The sequence below is a fragment of the Mesorhizobium shangrilense genome (genome assembly GCF_040537815.1).
Taxonomy (GTDB): Bacteria; Pseudomonadota; Alphaproteobacteria; order Rhizobiales; family Rhizobiaceae; genus Mesorhizobium; species Mesorhizobium shangrilense.
Genome location: NZ_JBEWSZ010000001.1, coordinates 1,291,511 through 1,311,110, shown reverse-complemented (window position 1 = coordinate 1,311,110; position 19,600 = coordinate 1,291,511). Strand labels below are relative to the sequence as shown.

18 protein-coding genes and 1 tRNA gene are annotated in these 19,600 nt (G+C 61.7%); 6 read left to right on the top strand and 13 right to left on the bottom strand.

The features are described from left to right. Positions 1 to 63: 63 nt before the first annotated feature. On the bottom strand, positions 64 to 1,692 hold the full coding sequence (locus ABVQ20_RS06625) for a DNA alkylation response protein (RefSeq protein WP_354458741.1): 1,629 nt from the start codon (positions 1,690 to 1,692) through the stop codon (positions 64 to 66). Positions 1,693 to 1,849: 157 nt separating this feature from the next. Between ABVQ20_RS06625 and ABVQ20_RS06620 the strand changes: the two genes are divergently transcribed. The 4 genes from ABVQ20_RS06620 to dprA all read left to right on the top strand — a co-directional run bounded on the left by ABVQ20_RS06620 (position 1,850) and on the right by dprA (position 5,879). Beyond that, the gene (locus ABVQ20_RS06620; protein WP_354458740.1) at positions 1,850 to 2,815 is read left to right on the top strand and encodes an aspartate carbamoyltransferase catalytic subunit; all 966 of its coding nucleotides are present in this window, start codon (positions 1,850 to 1,852) and stop codon (positions 2,813 to 2,815) included. After that, a complete protein-coding gene (locus ABVQ20_RS06615; protein ID WP_354458739.1) occupies positions 2,812 to 4,098 on the top strand; it encodes a dihydroorotase in 1,287 nt (428 codons plus the stop codon). Before ABVQ20_RS06620 ends, ABVQ20_RS06615 begins: the two co-directional genes overlap by 4 nt. Before the next feature lie 63 nt (positions 4,099 to 4,161). Further along, positions 4,162 to 4,749, top strand: coding sequence for a glycerol-3-phosphate 1-O-acyltransferase PlsY (plsY, locus tag ABVQ20_RS06610; protein ID WP_354458738.1), 588 nt, complete (start codon positions 4,162 to 4,164; stop codon positions 4,747 to 4,749). Next, a complete protein-coding gene (dprA, locus tag ABVQ20_RS06605; RefSeq protein WP_354458737.1) occupies positions 4,746 to 5,879 on the top strand; it encodes a DNA-processing protein DprA in 1,134 nt (377 codons plus the stop codon). The genes plsY and dprA overlap by 4 nt, the downstream gene beginning before the upstream one ends. A gap of 5 nt (positions 5,880 to 5,884) precedes the next feature. Here the strand turns inward: dprA and ABVQ20_RS06600 are convergent. After that, a tRNA-Lys gene (locus ABVQ20_RS06600) sits at positions 5,885 to 5,960 on the bottom strand. A 298-nt stretch (positions 5,961 to 6,258) separates the two neighbouring features. On the opposite strand from ABVQ20_RS06600, the gene ABVQ20_RS06595 reads away from it, so the two are divergent. After that, positions 6,259 to 6,774 carry a BA14K family protein gene (locus tag ABVQ20_RS06595; RefSeq protein ID WP_354458736.1) on the top strand — a complete coding sequence of 172 codons (516 nt, stop codon included), beginning with the start codon at positions 6,259 to 6,261 and terminating at the stop codon, positions 6,772 to 6,774. A gap of 56 nt (positions 6,775 to 6,830) precedes the next feature. On the opposite strand, the gene glpK is transcribed toward ABVQ20_RS06595, so the two are convergent. The 10 genes from glpK to ABVQ20_RS06545 form a co-directional block, all read right to left on the bottom strand. Further along, a complete protein-coding gene (glpK, locus tag ABVQ20_RS06590) occupies positions 6,831 to 8,324 on the bottom strand; it encodes a glycerol kinase GlpK (RefSeq protein ID WP_354458735.1) in 1,494 nt (497 codons plus the stop codon). A 123-nt stretch (positions 8,325 to 8,447) separates the two neighbouring features. Beyond that, on the bottom strand, positions 8,448 to 9,968 hold the full coding sequence (gene glpD, locus ABVQ20_RS06585; protein WP_354458734.1) for a glycerol-3-phosphate dehydrogenase: 1,521 nt from the start codon (positions 9,966 to 9,968) through the stop codon (positions 8,448 to 8,450). Positions 9,969 to 10,092: 124 nt separating this feature from the next. Continuing rightward, entirely contained in the window at positions 10,093 to 10,860 is a 768-nt protein-coding gene (locus ABVQ20_RS06580) for a DeoR/GlpR family DNA-binding transcription regulator (RefSeq protein ID WP_354458733.1), read from the bottom strand. A 127-nt stretch (positions 10,861 to 10,987) separates the two neighbouring features. Continuing rightward, positions 10,988 to 12,400, bottom strand: coding sequence for a pyridoxal phosphate-dependent decarboxylase family protein (locus ABVQ20_RS06575; RefSeq protein WP_354458732.1), 1,413 nt, complete (start codon positions 12,398 to 12,400; stop codon positions 10,988 to 10,990). A gap of 111 nt (positions 12,401 to 12,511) precedes the next feature. Continuing rightward, the gene (locus ABVQ20_RS06570; RefSeq protein WP_354458731.1) at positions 12,512 to 13,243 is read right to left on the bottom strand and encodes a proteasome-type protease; all 732 of its coding nucleotides are present in this window, start codon (positions 13,241 to 13,243) and stop codon (positions 12,512 to 12,514) included. Between the two features lie 31 nt (positions 13,244 to 13,274). After that, positions 13,275 to 14,069 (bottom strand): transglutaminase family protein, encoded by a 795-nt coding sequence (locus ABVQ20_RS06565; RefSeq protein WP_354458730.1) that lies wholly within the window; start codon positions 14,067 to 14,069, stop codon positions 13,275 to 13,277. A gap of 1 nt (position 14,070) precedes the next feature. Then, positions 14,071 to 15,012: an alpha-E domain-containing protein gene (locus tag ABVQ20_RS06560; RefSeq protein ID WP_354458729.1), complete on the bottom strand. Its 942-nt coding sequence runs from the start codon at positions 15,010 to 15,012 to the stop codon at positions 14,071 to 14,073. 133 nt (positions 15,013 to 15,145) lie between these two features. Beyond that, on the bottom strand, positions 15,146 to 16,558 hold the full coding sequence (locus tag ABVQ20_RS06555; RefSeq protein ID WP_354458728.1) for a circularly permuted type 2 ATP-grasp protein: 1,413 nt from the start codon (positions 16,556 to 16,558) through the stop codon (positions 15,146 to 15,148). A 171-nt stretch (positions 16,559 to 16,729) separates the two neighbouring features. Further along, a complete protein-coding gene (locus tag ABVQ20_RS06550) occupies positions 16,730 to 16,966 on the bottom strand; it encodes an Lrp/AsnC ligand binding domain-containing protein (protein ID WP_227347143.1) in 237 nt (78 codons plus the stop codon). 200 nt (positions 16,967 to 17,166) lie between these two features. Beyond that, a complete protein-coding gene (locus ABVQ20_RS06545; protein WP_354458727.1) occupies positions 17,167 to 17,763 on the bottom strand; it encodes a DsbA family protein in 597 nt (198 codons plus the stop codon). Between the two features lie 233 nt (positions 17,764 to 17,996). Here ABVQ20_RS06545 and ABVQ20_RS06540 point away from each other — a divergent pair, with 233 nt between their 5' ends. Then, complete coding sequence (locus tag ABVQ20_RS06540) at positions 17,997 to 18,416, top strand: DUF4864 domain-containing protein (RefSeq protein WP_354458726.1); 420 nt, start codon at positions 17,997 to 17,999, stop codon at positions 18,414 to 18,416. 3 nt (positions 18,417 to 18,419) lie between these two features. On the opposite strand, the gene tgt is transcribed toward ABVQ20_RS06540, so the two are convergent. Continuing rightward, positions 18,420 to 19,550, bottom strand: coding sequence for a tRNA guanosine(34) transglycosylase Tgt (gene tgt / locus ABVQ20_RS06535; protein WP_354458725.1), 1,131 nt, complete (start codon positions 19,548 to 19,550; stop codon positions 18,420 to 18,422). Positions 19,551 to 19,600: the final 50 nt, after the last annotated feature.

The window sequence follows — 19,600 nt, the reverse complement described above, 5'->3', positions numbered from 1 at the left end:
GGGAGGGCTGCAGCACCAATCGTGGGGCTTTCGCGGCCAGTATCGCTACGCTTCTGATTGGGCTTAGTTCGTTGGCGGATAGAGCGTGTCGATGATCATGCGCGCATCGTGACGCGAATCGAGCATGCCATAGGTGTTGCGCCACTGCCCGGCCAACCGCGTCTCGACGAAAGCGTCGGCGATCCGCCCTGCCCCCAGCCTGCGCAGTTCCGCCGCCGCCGCCGACAGCGCCAGCTGCTCGGTGAGCAACCGGGCCGAGCCCTCATCGGTTCCAGCGACCTGCATCGCGGCCTTGAGCACGCCGATGGTGCCACGGCCGCCGGCGCCGAGGTCACGATCAATGCCTGCCAGCACGTCCTCGAACAGTCCCGGCGCACGGTTGAGCACGCGCAGCACGTCGAGCGCCATGACGTTGCCGGATCCTTCCCAGATCGCGTTGACCGGAGCCTCGCGATAATAGCGGGCAAGCGGCGCCTCTTCGACATAGCCGTTGCCCCCCAGGCACTCCATCGCCTCATAAAGCAGCGGCGGCGCGATCTTGCAGACCCAGTATTTGACGACCGGCGTCATGGCGCGGGCAAACGCCGCCTCGCCGCGATCGCTGGCCGCCTCGTCGAATGAGCGCGCCAGCCGGAACGACAAGGCGGTTGCCGCGGCGACGTCGAGTGCCATGTCGGCAAGCACCCGCTGCATCAGCGGCTGCTCGATCAGATTGGTGCCAAACACCTGCCTGTGACGGGTGTGATGCACAGCCTCGGCCAGCCCGGCGCGCATGAGCGCCGATGACGCCACGGCGCAGTCGAGACGGGTCAGCGTCACCATGTCCATGATCGTCTTCACGCCTGCGCCCGGTTCGCCGACCATCTCGCCTATGGTGTTGACGAATTCGACTTCCGAAGAGGCGTTGGAGCGGTTGCCAAGCTTGTCCTTCAGCCGCTGGAAGCGGAAGCCGTTGCCCGATCCGTCGCCAAGAACACGGGGAACAAGGAAGCACGAGAGTCCTTCCGGCGCTTGTCCGAGCACCAGGAACGCATCCGACATCGGTGCCGACATGAACCATTTGTGGCCGGTCAGGCGATAGAAGCCACCGCCGGCGCGCTCGGCCTTGGTGACGTTGGCGCGCACATCGGTGCCGCCCTGCTTTTCCGTCATGCCCATGCCCAGCGTCAGGCCGGTCTTTTCGACCGGCGGCTTCTGGCTCTGGTCGTATTTGCGCGTCGTGACACGGGGCGCCCATTCGCGAAACAGTTTCGGGCTGGCCATCAGCGCCGCCAGCGACGCGCTGGTCATGGTGATCGGGCACAGATGCCCGGTCTCCAACTCGGCGGTGAGGTAGAAGCGGGCCGCGCGCACCTGATGGCGGCGGCCGATCTCGGCATCGCCATTTTCCCAGATCGATGAATGCAGCCCGTTCGCGACGGAACGGCGCATCAGCGCATGGTAGGCGGGATGGAACTCGACCAGGTCGATGCGCCGGCCCTGCCTGTCATGGGTTCGGAGTTTTGGCGTCTCGGCATTGGCGAGCCGGGCCAATTCCTGCGCCTCCTGGGTCAGCACGAAGCGGCCGAGGCCATCGAGGTCCTTGCGCACCGAATCGGAAAAGCGCTCGGCAAGCTGGATCAGCAACGGATCGCCCCGCCAGGCATTCCCGCCCGTCAACGGCGGCGGCTGGTTCGTCACGTCGTCGGTCACGCCTTATCCCTATCGTCACAGGCCACGAATCCGAAGCCATCGGCGGTTTATAGCCCAAGCCACGTTGCGCGCGCGATGAAAATACCGGGGAGAAAGGCCGCAATCCAAAGCTGGTGCTTGCAGCCGCCGAAACCTCACCCTATAGCAGCGCCTTGAGATGACTGACGCTTCGTCCCTGCCGCTTTATCCCCACCGCCATCTTCTGGGCATCCGCGATCTTTCCCCCGCCGATATAGAGCTTTTGCTCGATCGCGCGGACCGGGCGGTCGCCATCTCCCGACAGTCGGAAAAGAAGACCTCGACGCTGCGCGGCCGGACGCAGATCAACCTCTTCTACGAAGCCTCCACCCGCACCCAGTCGTCCTTCGAGCTTGCCGGCAAGCGGCTTGGCGCCGACGTCATGAACATGTCGGTGGCCAGCTCTTCGGTGAAGAAGGGCGAAACGCTGATCGACACGGCGATGACGCTGAACGCCATGCGACCGGACATATTGATCATCCGCCACCAATCGGCGGGTGCGGCGGCACTGCTGGCGCAAAAGGTCGGCTGTTCGGTGGTCAATGCCGGCGACGGCGCCCATGAGCACCCGACACAGGCACTGCTTGACGCTCTGACCATCCGCCGCGCCAAAGGCCCGCTTTCGAAACTGATCGTGGCGATCTGCGGCGACATCCTGAATTCGCGCGTGGCACGCTCGAACATCATGCTGCTCAACGCGCTCGGCGCGCAGGTGCGTGTCGTCGCCCCTTCGACGCTTCTGCCCACCGGCATCGAAAAGATGGGCGTCATCGTCACCCGCTCGATGGCGGAAGGCCTCAAGGGCGCCGACGTCGTGATGATGCTGCGCCTGCAGCGCGAACGCATGGAAGGCGCCCTCGTGCCTTCGGTGCGCGAATATTACCGCTATTTCGGGCTCGACGCTGAAAAGCTGAAGGCGGCAAAGGACGACGCGATGGTGATGCATCCCGGCCCGATGAACCGCGGCGTCGAGATCGCCTCTGAAATCGCTGATGGTCCGCAAAGCGTCATCCAGGAACAGGTTGAGATGGGCGTCGCCGTGCGCATGGCGGTGATGGAGGCACTGCTCGACCCTCGCCGCAACCAAGAGGGCAGCGGCGCATGAGCACGACAGTCTTTGAGCGCGCTCGTATCGTCGACCCTTCGCGCGGTCTCGACGAAGTTGGCACCGTCATCGTCGATGGGCGCAAGATCGCCGCTGCAGGCAAGGCAGCGTTGAACCAGGGCGCTCCGGAAGGTGCGACCATCATCGATTGCTCCGGCAAGGCGATCATCCCTGGTCTTGTCGACGGGCGCGTTTTCATCGGCGAACCGGGTGGGGAGCATCGCGAAACCATCGCTTCCGCCAGCGTTGCCGCGGCCGCCGGCGGCGTAACGTCTATCGTCATGATGCCCGACACCGATCCGGTGATCGACAATGTCGCGCTGGTCGAATTCGTGCTGCGCACCGCCAAGGACACCGCAAGCGTCAACATCTTCCCCGCCGCGGCGATCACCAAGGGTCTCGACGGGCGCGATATGACCGAGTTCGGCCTGCTGCGGGAGGCCGGCGCCGTCGCCTTCACCGACGGGCGACACACCATCGCCAGTGCATTGGTGATGCGCCGGGCGCTCACCTATGCGCGCGATTTCGGCGCCATGATCGTGCATGAAACGCAGGATGCCGCCCTCGCCTCGGCCGGCGTGATGAATGAAGGCCTTTATGCGAGCTGGCTCGGCCTTGCCGGCATTCCGCGTGAAGCCGAATCCATCCCGCTGGAGCGCGACCTTGCGCTCGCTCGGTTGACGCGCGGCTCATATCACGCGGCCAAGATCTCTACGGCGATGGCCGCTGCCTCGATGGCGCGCGCGAAAGCCGACGGCGCCAGTGTCACATCGGGCGTGTCGATCCACAATCTGTCGCTCAACGAGAACGATGTCGGTGAATACCGCACTTTCTTCCGCCTGACGCCGCCGCTGCGCGCCGAAGAGGATAGGCTGGCGATGATCGAGGCAGTCAGGGACGGCACGATTGACATCATTGTCTCCTCGCATGACCCGCAGGATGTCGACACCAAGCGCCTGCCTTTCGCCGACGCCGCGGCCGGCGCCATCGGGCTCGAAACGCTGCTGGGCGCGGCACTGCGACTCTACCACAATGATGACGTCACCTTGCTCAGGCTGGTCGAGACGCTGTCCACCGCGCCAGCAAAGCTGTTTGGCCTACCCGGCGGGACGCTCAAGCCGGGAGCATCGGCTGATCTTGCTGTTGTCGACCTGAACGAGCCGTGGATTGTTAGCGAACGCGGCATTCGCTCGCGCTCGAAAAACACCTGCTTCGAGGGCGCGCGGCTGCAAGGCAGGGTCTTGCAAACGATGGTTGCGGGCCGCACAATATTTTCGGCCTAGACCGAAGAACACGGAGCACCTCGCACTCCAATCCGGTCGGCCAGGGGAGATCCAGGGGGAACAATGACCTACGGTCCCGTCGTGGCACTTGTGTTCGGCTATCTGCTTGGCTCGATCCCGTTCGGACTTTTGATTACCCGGGCAGCTGGCCTTGGCGATGTGCGCGAGATTGGCTCGGGCAATATAGGCGCAACCAATGTATTGCGCACCGGCAACAAGGGCCTTGCCGCCGCCACACTGGTGCTCGACGCCCTGAAGGGCACCGTCGCGGTCCTGATCGCCAGTCATTATGCACCGGAGCTAGGCCTGTGGGCTGGCCTCGGCGCATTCCTTGGCCATCTCTTTCCGGTCTGGCTGGGCTTCAAGGGCGGCAAGGGCGTGGCCACATATCTTGGCGTGCTGATCGGCCTCGCCTGGCAGGTGGCACTGATCTTCGCCGTCGTCTGGTTGGCTGTCGCCTTCCTCTTTCGCTTCTCCTCACTGGCGGCGCTCATGGCGGCGGTTGTCGTGCCGATCGCGCTCTATTTTCTCAGCACGCCGCAGATTGCCGGACTGTTCGTGGTCATGAGCATCATCGTCTTCATCAAGCACCGTGCCAACATTTCGCGGCTGCTCGCCGGCACGGAAGGCAAGATCGGAGCCAAGGGGTGAGCAACCGGCTTGTCGGGCCGCGCCTCAGCGACCGGCAGCGGCTGGCCTGGCTACGCCTGATCCGCACCCAGAATGTCGGTCCCGCCTCCTTTCGTGACCTGATCAACCGATTCGGCTCCGCCGAGGCCGCGCTGGAAATACTGCCCGAGCTGATGATTTCCGGCGGTGCCAACCGTATTGCCCGCATTCCATCAGTGGCTGAAGCCGAAGCCGAGCTGGAAGCCGCACGACGCGCCGGCGCCCGCTTCGTCGGCATTGGCGAACCCGACTATCCGCCGCTGCTGAAGAACATGGACCACCCGCCGCCGCTGCTCGCGGTGAAGGGCGAAGGCGCGGTGTTCCGCTTGCCGGCCATTGCCATCGTTGGCGCCCGCAACGCCTCGCTGGCCGGCATCAAGATGGCGCGCACGCTTGCAACGGATCTTGGCCGACACGGCTACAGCATCGTCTCAGGCCTGGCGCGCGGCATCGACACGGCGGCCCATCAGGGCAGTATTTCCACAGGTACGATCGGTGTGCTGGCGGGCGGCCTCGACATGCCCTATCCGCCGGAAAACGTCGGCCTCTGCGACGAGATCGCCGGGCACGGCGGCGCCATCGTTTCCGAGATGCCGTTCGGCTGGCAACCGCGCGCCCAGGATTTTCCACGACGCAACAGGCTCGTCGCCGGCATGTCGCTGGGACTGGTCGTGGTCGAGGCGGCGCAACGCTCCGGTTCGCTGATCAGCGCCAGGCTAGCCACCGAGATGGGCCGGCTTGTCTTCGCCGTTCCAGGTTCGCCGCTCGACCCGCGCGCCGCCGGCACCAACGGCCTGCTCAAGGACGGCGCCACCCTTGTCACCGAGGCCGCGGACATTTCCGACGCGATCGCGCCACTAACCGGCCTTCATGCGCCCAAAACCACGCCGCTTGAAGATCCCATCGATTTCTCGGCCCCGCCGCCCGGCGAGAACGAGCGCGCCAGCGTTGTCGAGGCCCTCGGTCCGACCCCGGTATCGGTCGACGAAATCATCCGCCACACCGGTCTTCATCCCGCGCAGGTTTTCATGGTGCTGCTGGAACTGGACCTCGCCGGGCGACTTGAGCGCCATGCCGGCGGAAATGTCTCGCTGGTCTTCGGGGATGTTTGAAATTCTGGTGAGCGCGATGGGATTCGAACCCATGACCTACTGATTAAAAGTCAGTTGCTCTACCGGCTGAGCTACGCGCTCCCGTGGGCGCGAAAGGCTGCCCTCGAAATTGCGCGGAACATAGGGAGAGTGGTTCGGCCGGTCAACCGGAAAAGATCGCTTGCACGCCGAGAATTTCCACGGCCTCATTGCGCCTTGCGAAGCGGTTCATCCAAGATGCAATGGCCTCGCCAATAATTCGGGGAAATAGCTTCCAAATAGAGATTCGAGCACGAGAAACATTACAGATCAGCAACTTGGTCATTTTTCTGGAACAATAGCACCCTCTATCCGTTTTCCAGCCGCAAGGGACGTAAACCACCCTTTCAAGGAGAAGATGATGAATAAGGTCATGTCGGGCTTGCTGGCCGCAACTCTGTCAATTTCATTCGCGGCCACTGCCGCCATACCTGCCGAAGCCGCACCGATATTCGGGCCGCAGGCTCCTATCGTCGCTCCATCCGACGTCCAGGCTGTCGATTTTAATCCGCAGTTGAAGAACCGCCATTTCCGCAATAACCGCAACTTCGGTCAGAGGAACCACGGCGACAACCGACATTTCGGCGGAAATCGCGCCTACGACCGCCAGAACGGTGGAGGCTACTGGAACGGACACCGTGGCTATAGCTACTACCGCCCTGGTTACCGCCGCCACGGCGACTTCTGGTTCCCGCTTGCCGCCTTCGCCGCGGGCGCGGTCATCAGCGGCGCGATCGTCAACAATGAGCAGAATCGCGTCTATCAAGGCAATTCACATGTGCAGTGGTGCTACAATCGCTACAGATCGTATCGCGCCTCGGACAATACCTTCCAGCCGAACAATGGTCCACGTCAGCAGTGCCGCTCGCCCTATTGATCGAACTTGGCTGATCTGACCGACTTGGAACCCCGCGCCGGAAACGGCGCGGGTCTTCATTGTGTGCTCAAGGTCCTGCGTATCGCATCTCGCCAACCGGCAAGTTTGGCTGCACGGACTGACGTGTCCATCTCCGGCTTGAACCGCCGCTCAAGCACCCATTTTTTCGCGAACGTTCCGGCCGCCGGCCACACACCGGCTTGCGAACCAGCCAGCCACGCTGCGCCCAACGCGGTTGTTTCCAGGATGGTAGGGCGGTCGACCGGCGCATCAAGAATGTCGGCCAGGCGTTGCATCGTCCAGTCCGACGCGACCATGCCGCCATCGACACGAAGCACGGTCTTTGCCGAAGCCTCCTTCCAGTCCTTGCGCATCGCGTCGAGCAGATCACACGTCTGAAAAGCGACGGACTCCAGCGCCGCGCGGGCAAATTCCGCCGGGCCGGAATTGCGGGTCAGCCCAAAGATAGCGCCCCGCGCATCGGCGTCCCAATGCGGCGCGCCAAGCCCGACAAAGGCAGGCACAAGGTAGACGTTCTGGGTCGGATCGGCGGTCGCAGCCAATTTGCCGCTCTGCTCGGCCTTGCCGATGACCTTCAGCCCGTCACGCAGCCATTGCACGGCCGCACCGGCGATAAAGATAGAGCCTTCAAGCGCATAGGTGGTCTTGCCGTTCAGCCTGTAGGCGATCGTCGTCAACAGCCGGTTTTTTGAGCGCACCAGATCGCCGCCCGTGTTGAGCAGCGCGAAACACCCCGTCCCGTAGGTCGATTTCATCATCCCCGGTTCGAAACAGGCCTGGCCGATCGTCGCGGCGTGCTGGTCGCCGGCCACGCCGAGAATTCTTATCTCGGCCCCGAACAGGCTTTTCTCAGTGCTTCCAAAATCATCAGCGCAATCCTTCACCTGCGGCAGCATTCTCGCCGGTATCCTGAGGATGGCCAGAAGTTCGTCGTCCCAGGCATTTTCCCGGATGTTGTAGACCAATGTGCGCGACGCATTGGTGGCATCGGTAGCGTGAACCTTGCCGCCGGTCAGCCGCCAGATCAAAAAGCTATCGATGGTGCCGGCCAGCAGCTCACCCATTTCGGCGCGCTTCCTGGCTCCCTTCACCTTGTCCAGGATCCAGGCGATCTTGGTGCCGGAAAAATACGGGTCAAGCAGCAGCCCGGTCTTCCTGGTGAATGTCTTCTCCAGCCCCTGCTTCTTGAGTTTCTGACACAGCGGCGCGGTGCGCCGGTCCTGCCAGACGATGGCATTGTGGATGGGCTTGCCGGTTGCCCTGTCCCAGACGACGATCGTCTCGCGTTGATTGGTGATGCCGAGCGCGGCAACTTCAGAAGCCTTGCGTCCGGCCTTCCTCAGGGCTGCCTTCACCGTCGTCACGACGCTCGCCCAGATCTCCTCGGGATCATGCTCGACCCAGCCCGAAGCTGGATAGTGCTGGGCGAATTCCTTCTGCCCACTACCTGCAATCGTCATCTCGCCGTCGAACAGGATCGCCCGCGTCGATGTCGTCCCCTGGTCGATTGCCAGGACAAAGCCACTCATCCCCACTCCCCCGGTGCATGATCCAAAGCAGAATCGATTCTTGCGGCGGTTCCGACATCCATGCAACCGGCAGAGAGAAAGATCATGCCTTCCCGGGGTTTGCCGATTCGGTGTCGGTATCCGCTATTCGGCGGCCGCGATGTGCTGGCGGCTCATACCCCGCATGAACTCGTCGAGTGCCGCCGCTTGCTCGCGGCTGAGATGCAGACCACGCTTGGTCCTGCGCCACAACACATCGTCGGCGGTGACGGCCCATTCATTTTCGGCGAGATAGCGCACCTCGGCCTCGTAGAGGTCCTCGCCAAAGCTGCGGCCAAGGTCGGCATTCGATCTGGCGGACCCAAGCAGCAACCGCGCCCGCGTTCCGTAAAGCCGGGTCAACCGGCGGGCAAGGCGCGCATCGAGGAACGGATAGGCGGCCTTCAGTTTCGTGACCTCGGCATCGAACCCGGTGGCCGGGAAATCGCCTCCTGGCAGCGGTGCATTTGCCGTCCACGGTTTGCCGCGCTTGCCAAGAAGGCCCTCGATCTTTTCGAGCACCGATTCCGATAACCGCCGGTAGGTGGTGATCTTGCCGCCAAAGGCGTTGACGATCGGCGCAACGCCCTCACCGCCGTCGGCTTTCAGAACATAATCCCGCGTCGCCTCCTGCGCCTTCGAGGCGCCGTCATCATAGAGCGGGCGCACCGCCGAATAGGTCCAGACGATATCAGAACGCCTGACCGGCTCGGCGAAGTATTCGCTTGCCGCCGCGCACAGATAGTCGATTTCGGCATCGCTGATCTTCGCGTCATGCGGATCGCCTGGATAATCCCGGTCGGTGGTGCCGATCAGCGTGAATTCTTCCTCATAGGGGATGGCGAAGATGATGCGCCCATCCTTGTTCTGGAAGAAATAGGCGCGCGGATCATCGAACTTCTTGCCGATGACGATGTGGCTGCCCTGCACCAGGCGGACATTGTGCACATCCTTCATGCCAACCGTGTCCGACAGCACGTGATCGACCCAGGGACCAGCCGCATTGACCAGCAGGCGTGCCTGAACCTCCTCGGTCTCGCCGGTCGTGACGTTCTCAAGGCTTACCGTCCAGAGATCGCCCTTGCGGCGGGCACTGACCACCTTGGTGCGGGTCCGGATGGTCGCGCCACGGTCGGCGGCGTCGCGCGCATTCAACGCCACCAGCCTTGCGTCGTTGACCCAGCCGTCGGAATACTCAAATGCCTTGCTGAACAGCGGCTTCAGCGGCCGGCCGGCAGGGTCGTTGGCCATGTCCAGCGTCCGCGTCGCCGGCAGCAGCTTGCGTCCACCAATGTGATCATAAAGGAAGAGCCCAAGCCTGATCAGCCACGCAGGCCTCAGCCCTTTGGCATAGGGCAGGACAAAGCGCATCGGCCAGATGATGTGTGGCGCGTTCCGCCAAAGAACCTCGCGCTCCATCAGCGCTTCGCGCACGAGGCGGAATTCGTAGAATTCAAGGTATCGCAGGCCGCCATGGATCAGCTTGGTCGAGCCGGAGGACGTTCCGCTGGCCAGATCGTTCATCTCCGCGAGAAAGACCGAAAAGCCTCGACCAACAGCATCACGGGCTATGCCGCAGCCATTGATGCCGCCGCCGATGACGAAGATGTCATGGATGGTGTCCACACGATTCTCCAGCGATTTCGCATTGCAACATTCTTGCCTTATAACGAAACCGTGGCGGAATTATTTCGAAATGATAACGAATGTCAAACGAATACGAATGCCCAGCACCCGCAGCCGAGAGCTTTCAACCGACCGATGTTTCGACCAGCTGAACCTCGGCCTCCTGGCAAATCCTGCGCACCGACGGGATGTCGCAGCGATCGGTGATGAATGTATTGACCTGCGACAGATGGCCAATGCGCACCGGCGCCGTGCGTTCGAACTTCGTCTGGTCGGCAACGAGGATGACATGCCGGGCATTGGCGATGATCGCCTGCGCCACCTTGACCTCACGAAAATCGAAGTCGAGCAGCGCTCCGTCATGATCGATCGCCGATGCACCGATCACAGCATAGTCGACCTTGAACTGCCTGATGAAGTCGACCGCGGCCTCGCCCACGATGCCGCCATCGGCGCCGCGTACGACACCGCCGGCGATTACCACCTCCATCGAAGGATATATACGCATCCTGTTGGCAACATTGATATTATTGGTAATGACCATCAACCCGGAGTGATCGAGCAGCGCCGTGCTGACCGCCTCGGTCGTGGTGCCTATGTTGATGAACAGTGAGGCGTTGTCCGGGATCAGCCTCGCCGCCGCGCGACCGATCGCATCTTTCTCCTCGGCGGCAATCTTGCGCCGCGCCTCGTACTCCATGTTCTCGATGCCGGACGGAAAGAGCGCACCGCCATGGATGCGCGACAGCAGCCGTTGGTCGCACAGATCGTTGAGATCCTTGCGGATCGTCTGTGGCGTCACGTTGAAATGCGTTGCCAGTTCGTCGACCAGCACCCTGCCATTGTCCTTGGCCATCTGGATGATCTCGGCGTGGCGCGGCGACAAGTACATTGGGTAGGCTCCCGTTTTCGTTTTCCTTGTCCATAAACGAAAACGAAAGTTATGAAAAGACAAGAGCCAGTGAATAGAAACGCATGATTGCAAAAGCAAACCGCGTCGCAGGTTCGGAACAATCGATTCAGGCCAAGGCGCGCGCGACTTCGGCAATAGTATCGAAAGCCGTATCGACATCGCCGGCGGTCGCCTCGAACTGGCCGACCTGAAAACGAATCGCGACCCGACCATCCACACGCGTCTGCGTCAGGTAGATGCGGCCGTCATCGTTGATGGCATTGACCAGCCGCAGATTATGCTCATCCGGATCGGAGCCTGATGGGGCTTGATGCCTGAACGAAAACAGCGACAGCATCGGCTCGGTAACGAGTTCGAAGTCCGGCTCCCTTGCCAGCCGCGTGGCAAGACCTTCACTCCAGGCGATATGGTTGCGGATCATCGTGCGCAGGTTGTCCAGCCCGTGTGCCCGCAGGAGGAACCAGAGTTTCAGCGCGCGAAAGCGACGCCCGAGCGGCACCGACCATTCGGAATAATTGACGATGCCGTCATGGCCGTGCGTCTTCAGATAATCCGGCTTGATGGCAAGCGTCCTCACATGGCTTTCCGGATCTCGCAGGAACTGGATCGAGCAGTCGAACTGCGCGCCCAGCCATTTGTGCGGATTGAAGACGATGGAATCCGCTCGCTCGATACCGGCCCAGAAGTGCCGATATTCCTCGCAGATCATCGCCGATCCCGCCCACGCCGCATCGACATGCAGATACAATCCATGCCGTTTTGCCACCGCCGCGACATCAGCGATATCATCGGTTCCGCCAGTGCTGGTGCCGCCGACGCAAGCGATGATGCCGGCTGGCAGCAGTCCGGCTTGTTTGTCGGCGACGATTGCAGCCTCAAGGGCCACGGTGTCCATGGCGCGAAAACGGCCGGCGGCTGGGATGCGGACCAGATTATCCTCGCCAATGCCCGCAACCCAGATCGCGCGGTCGATGGAGGTATGGACCTGGTCGGAGGAATAGATGCGCACCCTCGCCTGCCCGCTCAGGCCTTTCTTGTTTCCTTGCCAGTCGAGCGCGCGTTCACGCATCGTCAGCACGGCGGCAAGCGTGGCCGAGGACGCCGAATCCTGGATGACCCCGGAAAACCCTTCTGGCAGGCCGAGCGCCTGCCGCATCCAGTCGACGACCCGCGTCTCCAGCTCGGTCGCCGCCGGCGAGGTTTGCCAGAGCATGCATTGCGCGGCCATCGCCGAAACCAGGTACTCGGCCACGACCGAAACGGGTGCTGCATTGGCCGGGAAATAGGCGAAGAAACGCGGATGCTGCCAATGCGTCATGCCCGGCAGTATCTTGTCCTCGAAATCGGCGAAGATCGCGTCCATCGGCTCCGCCGTTTCCGGCGGCGCTGCCTCGATGCTCTTGAAGATGTCGCCCGGCTTCACAAGCGGCCGTACAGGCCTGTCGCGAAGGCTGTTTCGATAGTCCGCGCCCCATTCGGCCGCGCGCGCCGACCATTGCCGGAAATCGTCGTTGTTCATTCGCACCCTCCAGCATTGTCCAGGCGTCGCTGATTGCAGCCGTCACATTCAATCAGCAGTCTAGTTAACATGTGAAATATCGGCTCGCAATGGCCTGCGAAGGGGCGGCGGCTATCCTGGAAAATCAGGCAGGCTCGCAAAGGCGGTTTTTAACGCGTTAGACCAACCATCGGAGATCGTGCGGTAATACTGATCATCCTGGCCGATCCGCTTCTTCAGTCCGACCTTGAAAGTGTCCTTCTCATAGAACAACAGGTCCAGCGGCAGGCCGACCGAAAGGTTTGACTTAAGCGTCGAGTCGAACGACACCAGCAGCAGTTTCACCGTCTCGGCGAGGCTCATCGTTTTTTCATAGGCGCGGATGATGATCGGCTTGCCGTATTTGGTCTCGCCGATCTGGAAGAACGGCGTGTCGTCAGTCGACTCAATGAAATTGCCTTCGGGGTAGATCATGAACAGGCGCGGCTCGCTGCCGTTGATCTGCCCCCCGAGGATGAAAGAGGCGTTGAAATAGGAATCCGCCTTTTCGCCGGCCGGCGACGAATGGGCAATTACTTCCTTGACGGTGTCGCCCACGAGCCGCACCGTCTGATACATGGAAGGCGTTTCCAACAGCGTGGCATGACGGTCGGCAACCGCCTTTGTGCGCTCTTCCAGCAGGCTGACCACCGCCTGCGTCGTCGCCAGGTTGCCGGCCGACATCAGCACGATGACGCGCTCGCCCGGCTGTTCCCAGACATGCATCTTCTTGAAGGTCGAGATCGAATCCATGCCGGCATTGGTGCGCGTGTCCGACATGAACACGAGCCCGCGATCGATCTTCAGGCCGACGCAATAGGTCATGGAATCTCTTCTGGCAGCAATCTTGCTGGGATTACTGCTCTACCGTGACGGTGACCGCAAGTTGTTCTTCCGCCTGTCCCAGCCGAATTCCCGACACCGGCGTGGCGTCGCGGTAGTCGCGGCCGGTTGCAACCCTCACATAGCGCTCGTCCGGCGAAATGCCGTTGGCGGCGTCGAAGGCAACCCAGCCAAGGCCTTGAACATGCGCCTCGACCCAGGCATGGCTTGCCGCCTGCTCGACCGCCGTGTCCATCATCAGATAGCCGCTGACGTAGCGAGCCGGGAAACCCAGCGCGCGGGCAGTGGCTGCAAATATATGGCTGTGATCCTGGCAGACGCCGGTTTTCAACGCCAACGCCTCCTCGGCGGGCGTCGCCGCATTGGTGGTGCCCGGCGTATAGGCCACCCGCTCGCCGATGACCGCCATCAGCCGGTGCAACCTTTCGATATCGGTGCCCTTGCCGATCGACGCCGCGAGTTCGCGAATACCGCTGCCGATCGTTGTCAGCGGCGTTTCATGGCCAAACAGCCAGAGCGGCGCAAAACCCTGGTGCGGCCCGGACACGCCGGCTGTGTCCCTTGTCACCACTTCGCCGGCCGCCTCGACCGTGATGAAATCGCGTTCGCCCTCGACGCTCAAAAGTCGCGTGTCGTTGCCGAAATGGTCGACAAAACGAACTTCCTCGCGGGCGCCTTCGATGTTCAGCGCCCAGGACAACACCGTCTGCGTCGACCCACTGGCAGGAAGCAGCCGCAACCGCTGCAACAGATATTGCACGGGCGCATCGTAGCGGTATTCGGTCCGGTGGGTGATCTTCAGCCGCATATCAGTTGAACCGATAATCTTGCGCGATCTCGTCGCCGAGCTTGGTGTTGTCGAGAATGAAATTGGCCAGGAATTCATGCAGGCCGGTGTCGAATATGTCCTTGATCGAACCGGTTCTCAACATGGCCTGCGTCTTCTCTGCCGTCGCGTGGCAGGCATGCCGCTCGCCGTAATCGTCGCCCAGGAATTTCAGATGCTCGGTCAGGAAGCGGTAGCAGAAGGTCAGGGAACGCGGCATGCGGACATTGAGGATCAGATAATCCGCGATGTTGGTCGGTTTGTAGTCGGCGTCATAGACCCAACGATAGGAGCGATGCGCCGACACCGAGCGCAGGATCGATTCCCACTGGTAATTGTCGAGTGTCGAACCGACCCAGGAGATGGATGGCAGCAGCACGTAGTATTTCACATCGAGAATGCGCGCCGTGTTGTCGGCCCGCTCGACATAGGTGCCGAGCTGCGAGAAGTCGAATATCTCGTTGCGCAACATGGTGCCGTAGAATGAGCCGCGGATCAGCGCCGTCTCGCGCTTGATCGCGTCGAGCACGCTGGGCAGGTCTCGTTCGTCGATCGGCTTGGCCAGCATTCGTTTCAGCGACATCCAGGCTTCATTGATGCTTTCCCAGGTTTCGCGTGTCAGCGCGGTGCGCACCATGCGGGCATTGTTGCGGGCCGTCTCGATCGAGGCCATCGTGCTCGAAGGGTTCGACGTGTCGCGCAGCAGGAAGTCGGCGACGTTGGCGGCTGTGTAATCCGAATATCTCTGCGTGAAGGCCACGTCTGACCCGGCACTGAGCAACACCGAATTCCATTCCTCCGAGGCGCTCTGGGTGCGGGTCAGAGCCATGCGCAACCCGGCATCGACCAGCCGCGCCATGTTTTCCGCCCGCTCGATGTAGCGGTTCATCCAGTAGAGCCCGTTGGCGGTGCGGCCGAGAAGCATGAAATGGCCCTTCGGGCTAGTGAGTGGGGAATAGTGAATAGGGAGCAGTAAGCGACTGAATCTCAATAGAATATGGCATTTCCTGTCCCCTCTACTGCCTACTGCCTACGGCCTATTTCTCTACTCACTCATCTCAGTCATCCAGCACCCACGTATCCTTGGTGCCGCCGCCCTGTGAGGAGTTGACGACCAGCGAACCTTCCTTCAGCGCGACGCGCGTCAACCCGCCGGGCACGATCTGGATGCGGTCGGAAACCAGCACGTAGGGGCGGAGATCGACGTGACGGGGCGCAAGGCCCTTGTCCGTCAGGATCGGGCACGTCGACAGCGCCAGCGTCGGCTGGGCAATGTAGTTGGATGGCTTCGCCGCGAGCTTCTTGGAGAAATCCTCGCACTCCTTCTTGGTCGCCGCCGGCCCAACCAGCATGCCGTAGCCGCCGGAACCATGCACCTCCTTGATCACAAGCTCGTCTATGTGTTCGAGCACGTATTTCAGGCTGTCCGGTTCCGAGCAGCGCCATGTCGGTATGTTGCCGAGGATCGCCTTGCGGCCGGTGTAGAATTCGACGATCTCGGGCATGTAGGAATAGATCGCCTTGTCGTCGGCGATGCCGGTTCCCGGCGCATTGGCGATGGTGATGTTGCCGGCGCGATAGACATCCATGATGCCTGGTATGCCAAGCGCCGAATCCGGACGGAAGGTCAGCGGATCGAGGAAGGAATCATCGACGCGGCGATAGAGCACATCGATCTGCTTGTAGCCTTCGGTGGTGCGCATGGCGACGTGGCCGTCGACGACCCGTAGATCCTGGCCTTCGACAAGCTGCACGCCCATCTGGTCGGCCAGGAAGGCATGCTCGAAATAGGCGGAGTTGTAGCTGCCTGGCGTCAGCACGGCGATGGTCGGCGCACCCTTCGTGCTCTGCGGTCGCACCGCCGCCAGCGACTGGCGCAGGAGCTGCGGATAGTTTTCGACCGGTCGCACCTTGATCTGCTGGAACAGCTCAGGAAAGAGCTGCATCATCGTCTCGCGGTTCTCCAGCATGTAGGAGACGCCGGACGGCGTGCGCGCATTGTCCTCCAGCACGTAGAATTCATTCTCGCTGATGCGGACGATGTCGACGCCGATGATGTGGGTGTAGACGCCAGCCGGCGGCCGCACGCCGATCATCTCTGGCAAGAATGCTTCGTTCTTGGCGATCAGTTCCTTTGGAACGCGCCCGGCGCGCAGGATTTCCTGGCGGTGGTAGATGTCGTCGAGAAAGGCGTTCAGCGCCTGCACCCGCTGCTCGATGCCTTGCGTCAGCCGCCGCCATTCATGGCCGGAAATGATGCGGGGAACGATGTCGAACGGGATCAGTCGTTCGGAGGCGTCCTGTTCGCCATAGACGGCGAAGGTGATGCCGGTCTTGCGGAAGACGCGCTCGGCATCCTGCATCTTCTCCGTAAGCCTGGCCGGATCCTGCTCCTTCAGCCAGCGATCGTAAGCCGAATACGGTTTTCTCAATCCGGAGACTTCCGGAAGCATTTCATCGAACGCTGCCAATCGCGTACTCCCCTGTGACGCCATTTCACTGGCGTCTCTGGAGAAAATCAAGCGCAATCGGTGATTTGAGAGGCCCGGACGATCAGTATATTGCAACTGCCTAAAATTAAGGCAGGGCCAATATGGCTGGGATCAGGCTTTGCCTCGCGGTCAAGCAGATCATGGACGCGATCAGAACGCTCGGAAGGTAACGACTGTGAACGTGTCCTTGATGCCGGGAAGAATCTGCACTTTCTCATTGACGAAGTGGCCAATGTCCTCCTCGTCGTCGACATAGAATTTGGCGAGCAGATCGTAGTTTCCCGCGGTCGAGTAGATCTCCGAGGCGATCTCGGCATCCGCGAGCGCGCTGGCCACTTGATAGGCCTTGCCCAGGTCGCATTTGATCTGCACGAAAAACGCTCTCATTGCTCCGTCCCGCCCAAGCTCGTACCGACAGCGCCGCGCGTCTCTGGGGCGCGCGAAGGATGTCGCAGCACGTTGATTTGCGCATGATCCTTGCCGAAAATCGAATCCGATTTTCGGCAAGGATCATGCGCTGGAAGCGGCCCTTGTCGCAGACTGCCGCCCGGCTTTCAAGCTTCAGGACTGTCTCAGGCTGCCCTTGCTCAGGCTGCCCGTGCCTTGGCAACAGCGACCTTGAGGTCCGCCACGGACAAGCCGTGCCGGTACAAGGTCCCGCCGATCACCAGCGCCGGCGTGCCGCGCAGCCCGAAGGCATTTGCCTGGGCCCCGTTGCGAGAAAGAACGGCATCGATCTTCGGCTGACGGGCAGCGAGACCGGCACGCACCTTGGTCACATCGACGCCGGCAGAAGCGAGAATCTCGTTCGTACGATGTTCGGAAAGTCCTTGCCCGCTGGCCATCAGGGCATTCACCGCCCTGGCATAGTGTGGGCCGGCGGAGAGCGCCATGCGGGCCGCATCGCGCGAAGCATCACCGAAGATCGGCCAGTCCTTCATCACCAACCGGATGCCATGATCCTCGGCGAGAAGCTTTTTCAATTGCACGTAGGTGAGCTTGCAGATGGGGCACTGATAATCGACGAATTCAGCGATTGTCACATTACCTCGGGGATTGCCGAGTGCGGGAATCGCCGGGTCGAAAGGCACTTGGGCAGCACCTGCCCATGCGGGCAGAGGAGCCAGAACCGCAAAGCTTGCGGCAACTTTCAGAAAGGCACGTCGATGAATCTGTTCAGACATTGTTCGTCCCGTGGGTTCTGATTTGAAATCCCCCTCGCCCCGAGGATGAGCGCAGCCCCTTAAAGTATGCTTAAACCCGCGGGTTTGGCCATTGTTTGGCCATTCTGAGGCGAATGTTTGCTGCTGCTGAAACCCTGAAGCGCCAAGATACGTAAGGTATTGCGTATGTTATGATGTACCCTCGGACAGCAATTTTTTGGGGATAACTTTTCGAGGGACAACGGAGGCAGATCATGCGTCGCGCATTTCTCGCACTCGCACTCGTTCCACTCCTCTTTGAGTCGTCGGCGCTGGCCGGGGATGCTGAAGTCAAGGCAGCCCAGACGGTCATCGACGGTCAGCTGAAAGCCTTTATCGCCAATGATGGCGCACGCGCCTACAGCTTTGCCGCACCGAACGTGAAGCAGACCTTCCCGACCGTCGACTTGTTCATGAACATGGTCACCAACGGTTATCCGCCAGTGCGCAAGCCGCAGACCTACTCCTTCGGCAAGGTGCAGGAGACGGGTCCGACATCGATTGTCCAGCAGGTGCTGATCGTGGGACCCGACGGCAAGGACTATGAAGCAGTGTACACGCTCCAGCAGCAGCCCGACGGCACATTCCAGATCACCGGCTGCAGTCTGCGCGCGGCGAACTCATTGAGCACCTGAGGGTCAAATGGCTGGGATATCGCCCCGCGCCCAGCCTTCGGAAATCTCCGCGCCCCGCGGCTCGAAAGCACCGCCCTCTATCGCGGCACGAATGTCCTGCATCAGTTTCTGATAATAGGAAAGATTGTTCCAGGTCAGAAGCATCGCGCCCAACGCCTCCTGCGAACGCACGAGATGGTGCAGATAGGCGCGCGAATAGTCGCGCGCCGCCGGGCAATCGCTTTCCTCGTCGAGAGGGCGGGGATCGTCGGCATGGCGGGCGTTGCGCAGATTGACCTTGCCACGCCGCGTGTACGCAAGGCCGTGGCGGCCGGCCCGCGTCGGCATCACGCAGTCGAACATGTCGATACCGCGCGCCACCGATTTCAAAATGTCGTCCGGCGTGCCGACGCCCATCAGATAGCGTGGTTTGTCCGCCGGCAGTTCCGGGCAGGTGATGTCGAGCATCTCGAGCATCACGGCTTGCGGCTCGCCCACGGCCAGGCCGCCTACGGCATAGCCCTTCAACTCCATCGCGCTCAGCGCCTGTGCCGAGCGCACACGCAAGTCGGCATTGTCGCCGCCTTGCACGATGCCGAACATCGCCTTGCCAGGCTGGTCGCCAAACGCAGTCTTGCAGCGCTCGGCCCAACGCAGCGACAGCTCCATGGCGCGCTCGATTTCCTTCGTCTCGGCCGGCAGCGCAGTGCATTCGTCGAGCTGCATCTGGATGTCGGAATCGAGCAGCCCCTGGATCTCGATCGAGCGTTCCGGCGACATCTCGTAAGCGGCGCCGTCGATATGCGAGCGGAAGGTGACGCCCTTTTCGGTCAGTTTCCGCAGCTTCGACAGCGACATCACCTGGAAGCCGCCACTGTCGGTCAGGATCGGATGTGGCCAGCGGGCGAACTCATGCAGGCCGCCGAGCCGCGCCACGCGCTCGGCGCCGGGCCTGAGCATCAGATGGTAGGTGTTGCCCAGGATGATGTCGGCGCCGACGCCGCGCACCTGGTCCATATACATGGTTTTGACGGTGCCGCCGGTGCCGACCGGCATGAAGGCGGGTGTGCGGATTTCCCCGCGCGGCATGGTGATCGCGCCGCGCCGCGCCTTGCCGTCAGTCGCCAGAACCTTGAAGGTGAACGCCTCAGTCATTGAATTCCCTATCGTGCACCGGCGCATCCGCGGTCATCCCGAACGCTGAG

Bases quoted from the DNA above. Each gene is read 5' to 3' on its own strand.
- ABVQ20_RS06620 (WP_354458740.1), top strand. From the start codon at position 1,850: ATGACTGACGCTTCGTCCCTGCCGCTTTATCCCCACCGCCATCTTCTG.
- ABVQ20_RS06615 (WP_354458739.1), top strand. From the start codon at position 2,812: ATGAGCACGACAGTCTTTGAGCGCGCTCGTATCGTCGACCCTTCGCGC.
- plsY (WP_354458738.1), top strand. From the start codon at position 4,162: ATGACCTACGGTCCCGTCGTGGCACTTGTGTTCGGCTATCTGCTTGGC.
- ABVQ20_RS06595 (WP_354458736.1), top strand. From the start codon at position 6,259: ATGAATAAGGTCATGTCGGGCTTGCTGGCCGCAACTCTGTCAATTTCA.
- glpK (WP_354458735.1), bottom strand. From the start codon at position 8,324: ATGAGTGGCTTTGTCCTGGCAATCGACCAGGGGACGACATCGACGCGG.
- ABVQ20_RS06580 (WP_354458733.1), bottom strand. From the start codon at position 10,860: ATGTACTTGTCGCCGCGCCACGCCGAGATCATCCAGATGGCCAAGGAC.
- ABVQ20_RS06575 (WP_354458732.1), bottom strand. From the start codon at position 12,400: ATGAACAACGACGATTTCCGGCAATGGTCGGCGCGCGCGGCCGAATGG.
- ABVQ20_RS06570 (WP_354458731.1), bottom strand. From the start codon at position 13,243: ATGACCTATTGCGTCGGCCTGAAGATCGATCGCGGGCTCGTGTTCATG.
- ABVQ20_RS06565 (WP_354458730.1), bottom strand. From the start codon at position 14,069: ATGCGGCTGAAGATCACCCACCGGACCGAATACCGCTACGATGCGCCC.
- ABVQ20_RS06560 (WP_354458729.1), bottom strand. From the start codon at position 15,012: ATGCTTCTCGGCCGCACCGCCAACGGGCTCTACTGGATGAACCGCTAC.
- ABVQ20_RS06550 (WP_227347143.1), bottom strand. From the start codon at position 16,966: ATGAGAGCGTTTTTCGTGCAGATCAAATGCGACCTGGGCAAGGCCTAT.
- ABVQ20_RS06545 (WP_354458727.1), bottom strand. From the start codon at position 17,763: ATGTCTGAACAGATTCATCGACGTGCCTTTCTGAAAGTTGCCGCAAGC.
- ABVQ20_RS06540 (WP_354458726.1), top strand. From the start codon at position 17,997: ATGCGTCGCGCATTTCTCGCACTCGCACTCGTTCCACTCCTCTTTGAG.
- tgt (WP_354458725.1), bottom strand. From the start codon at position 19,550: ATGACTGAGGCGTTCACCTTCAAGGTTCTGGCGACTGACGGCAAGGCG.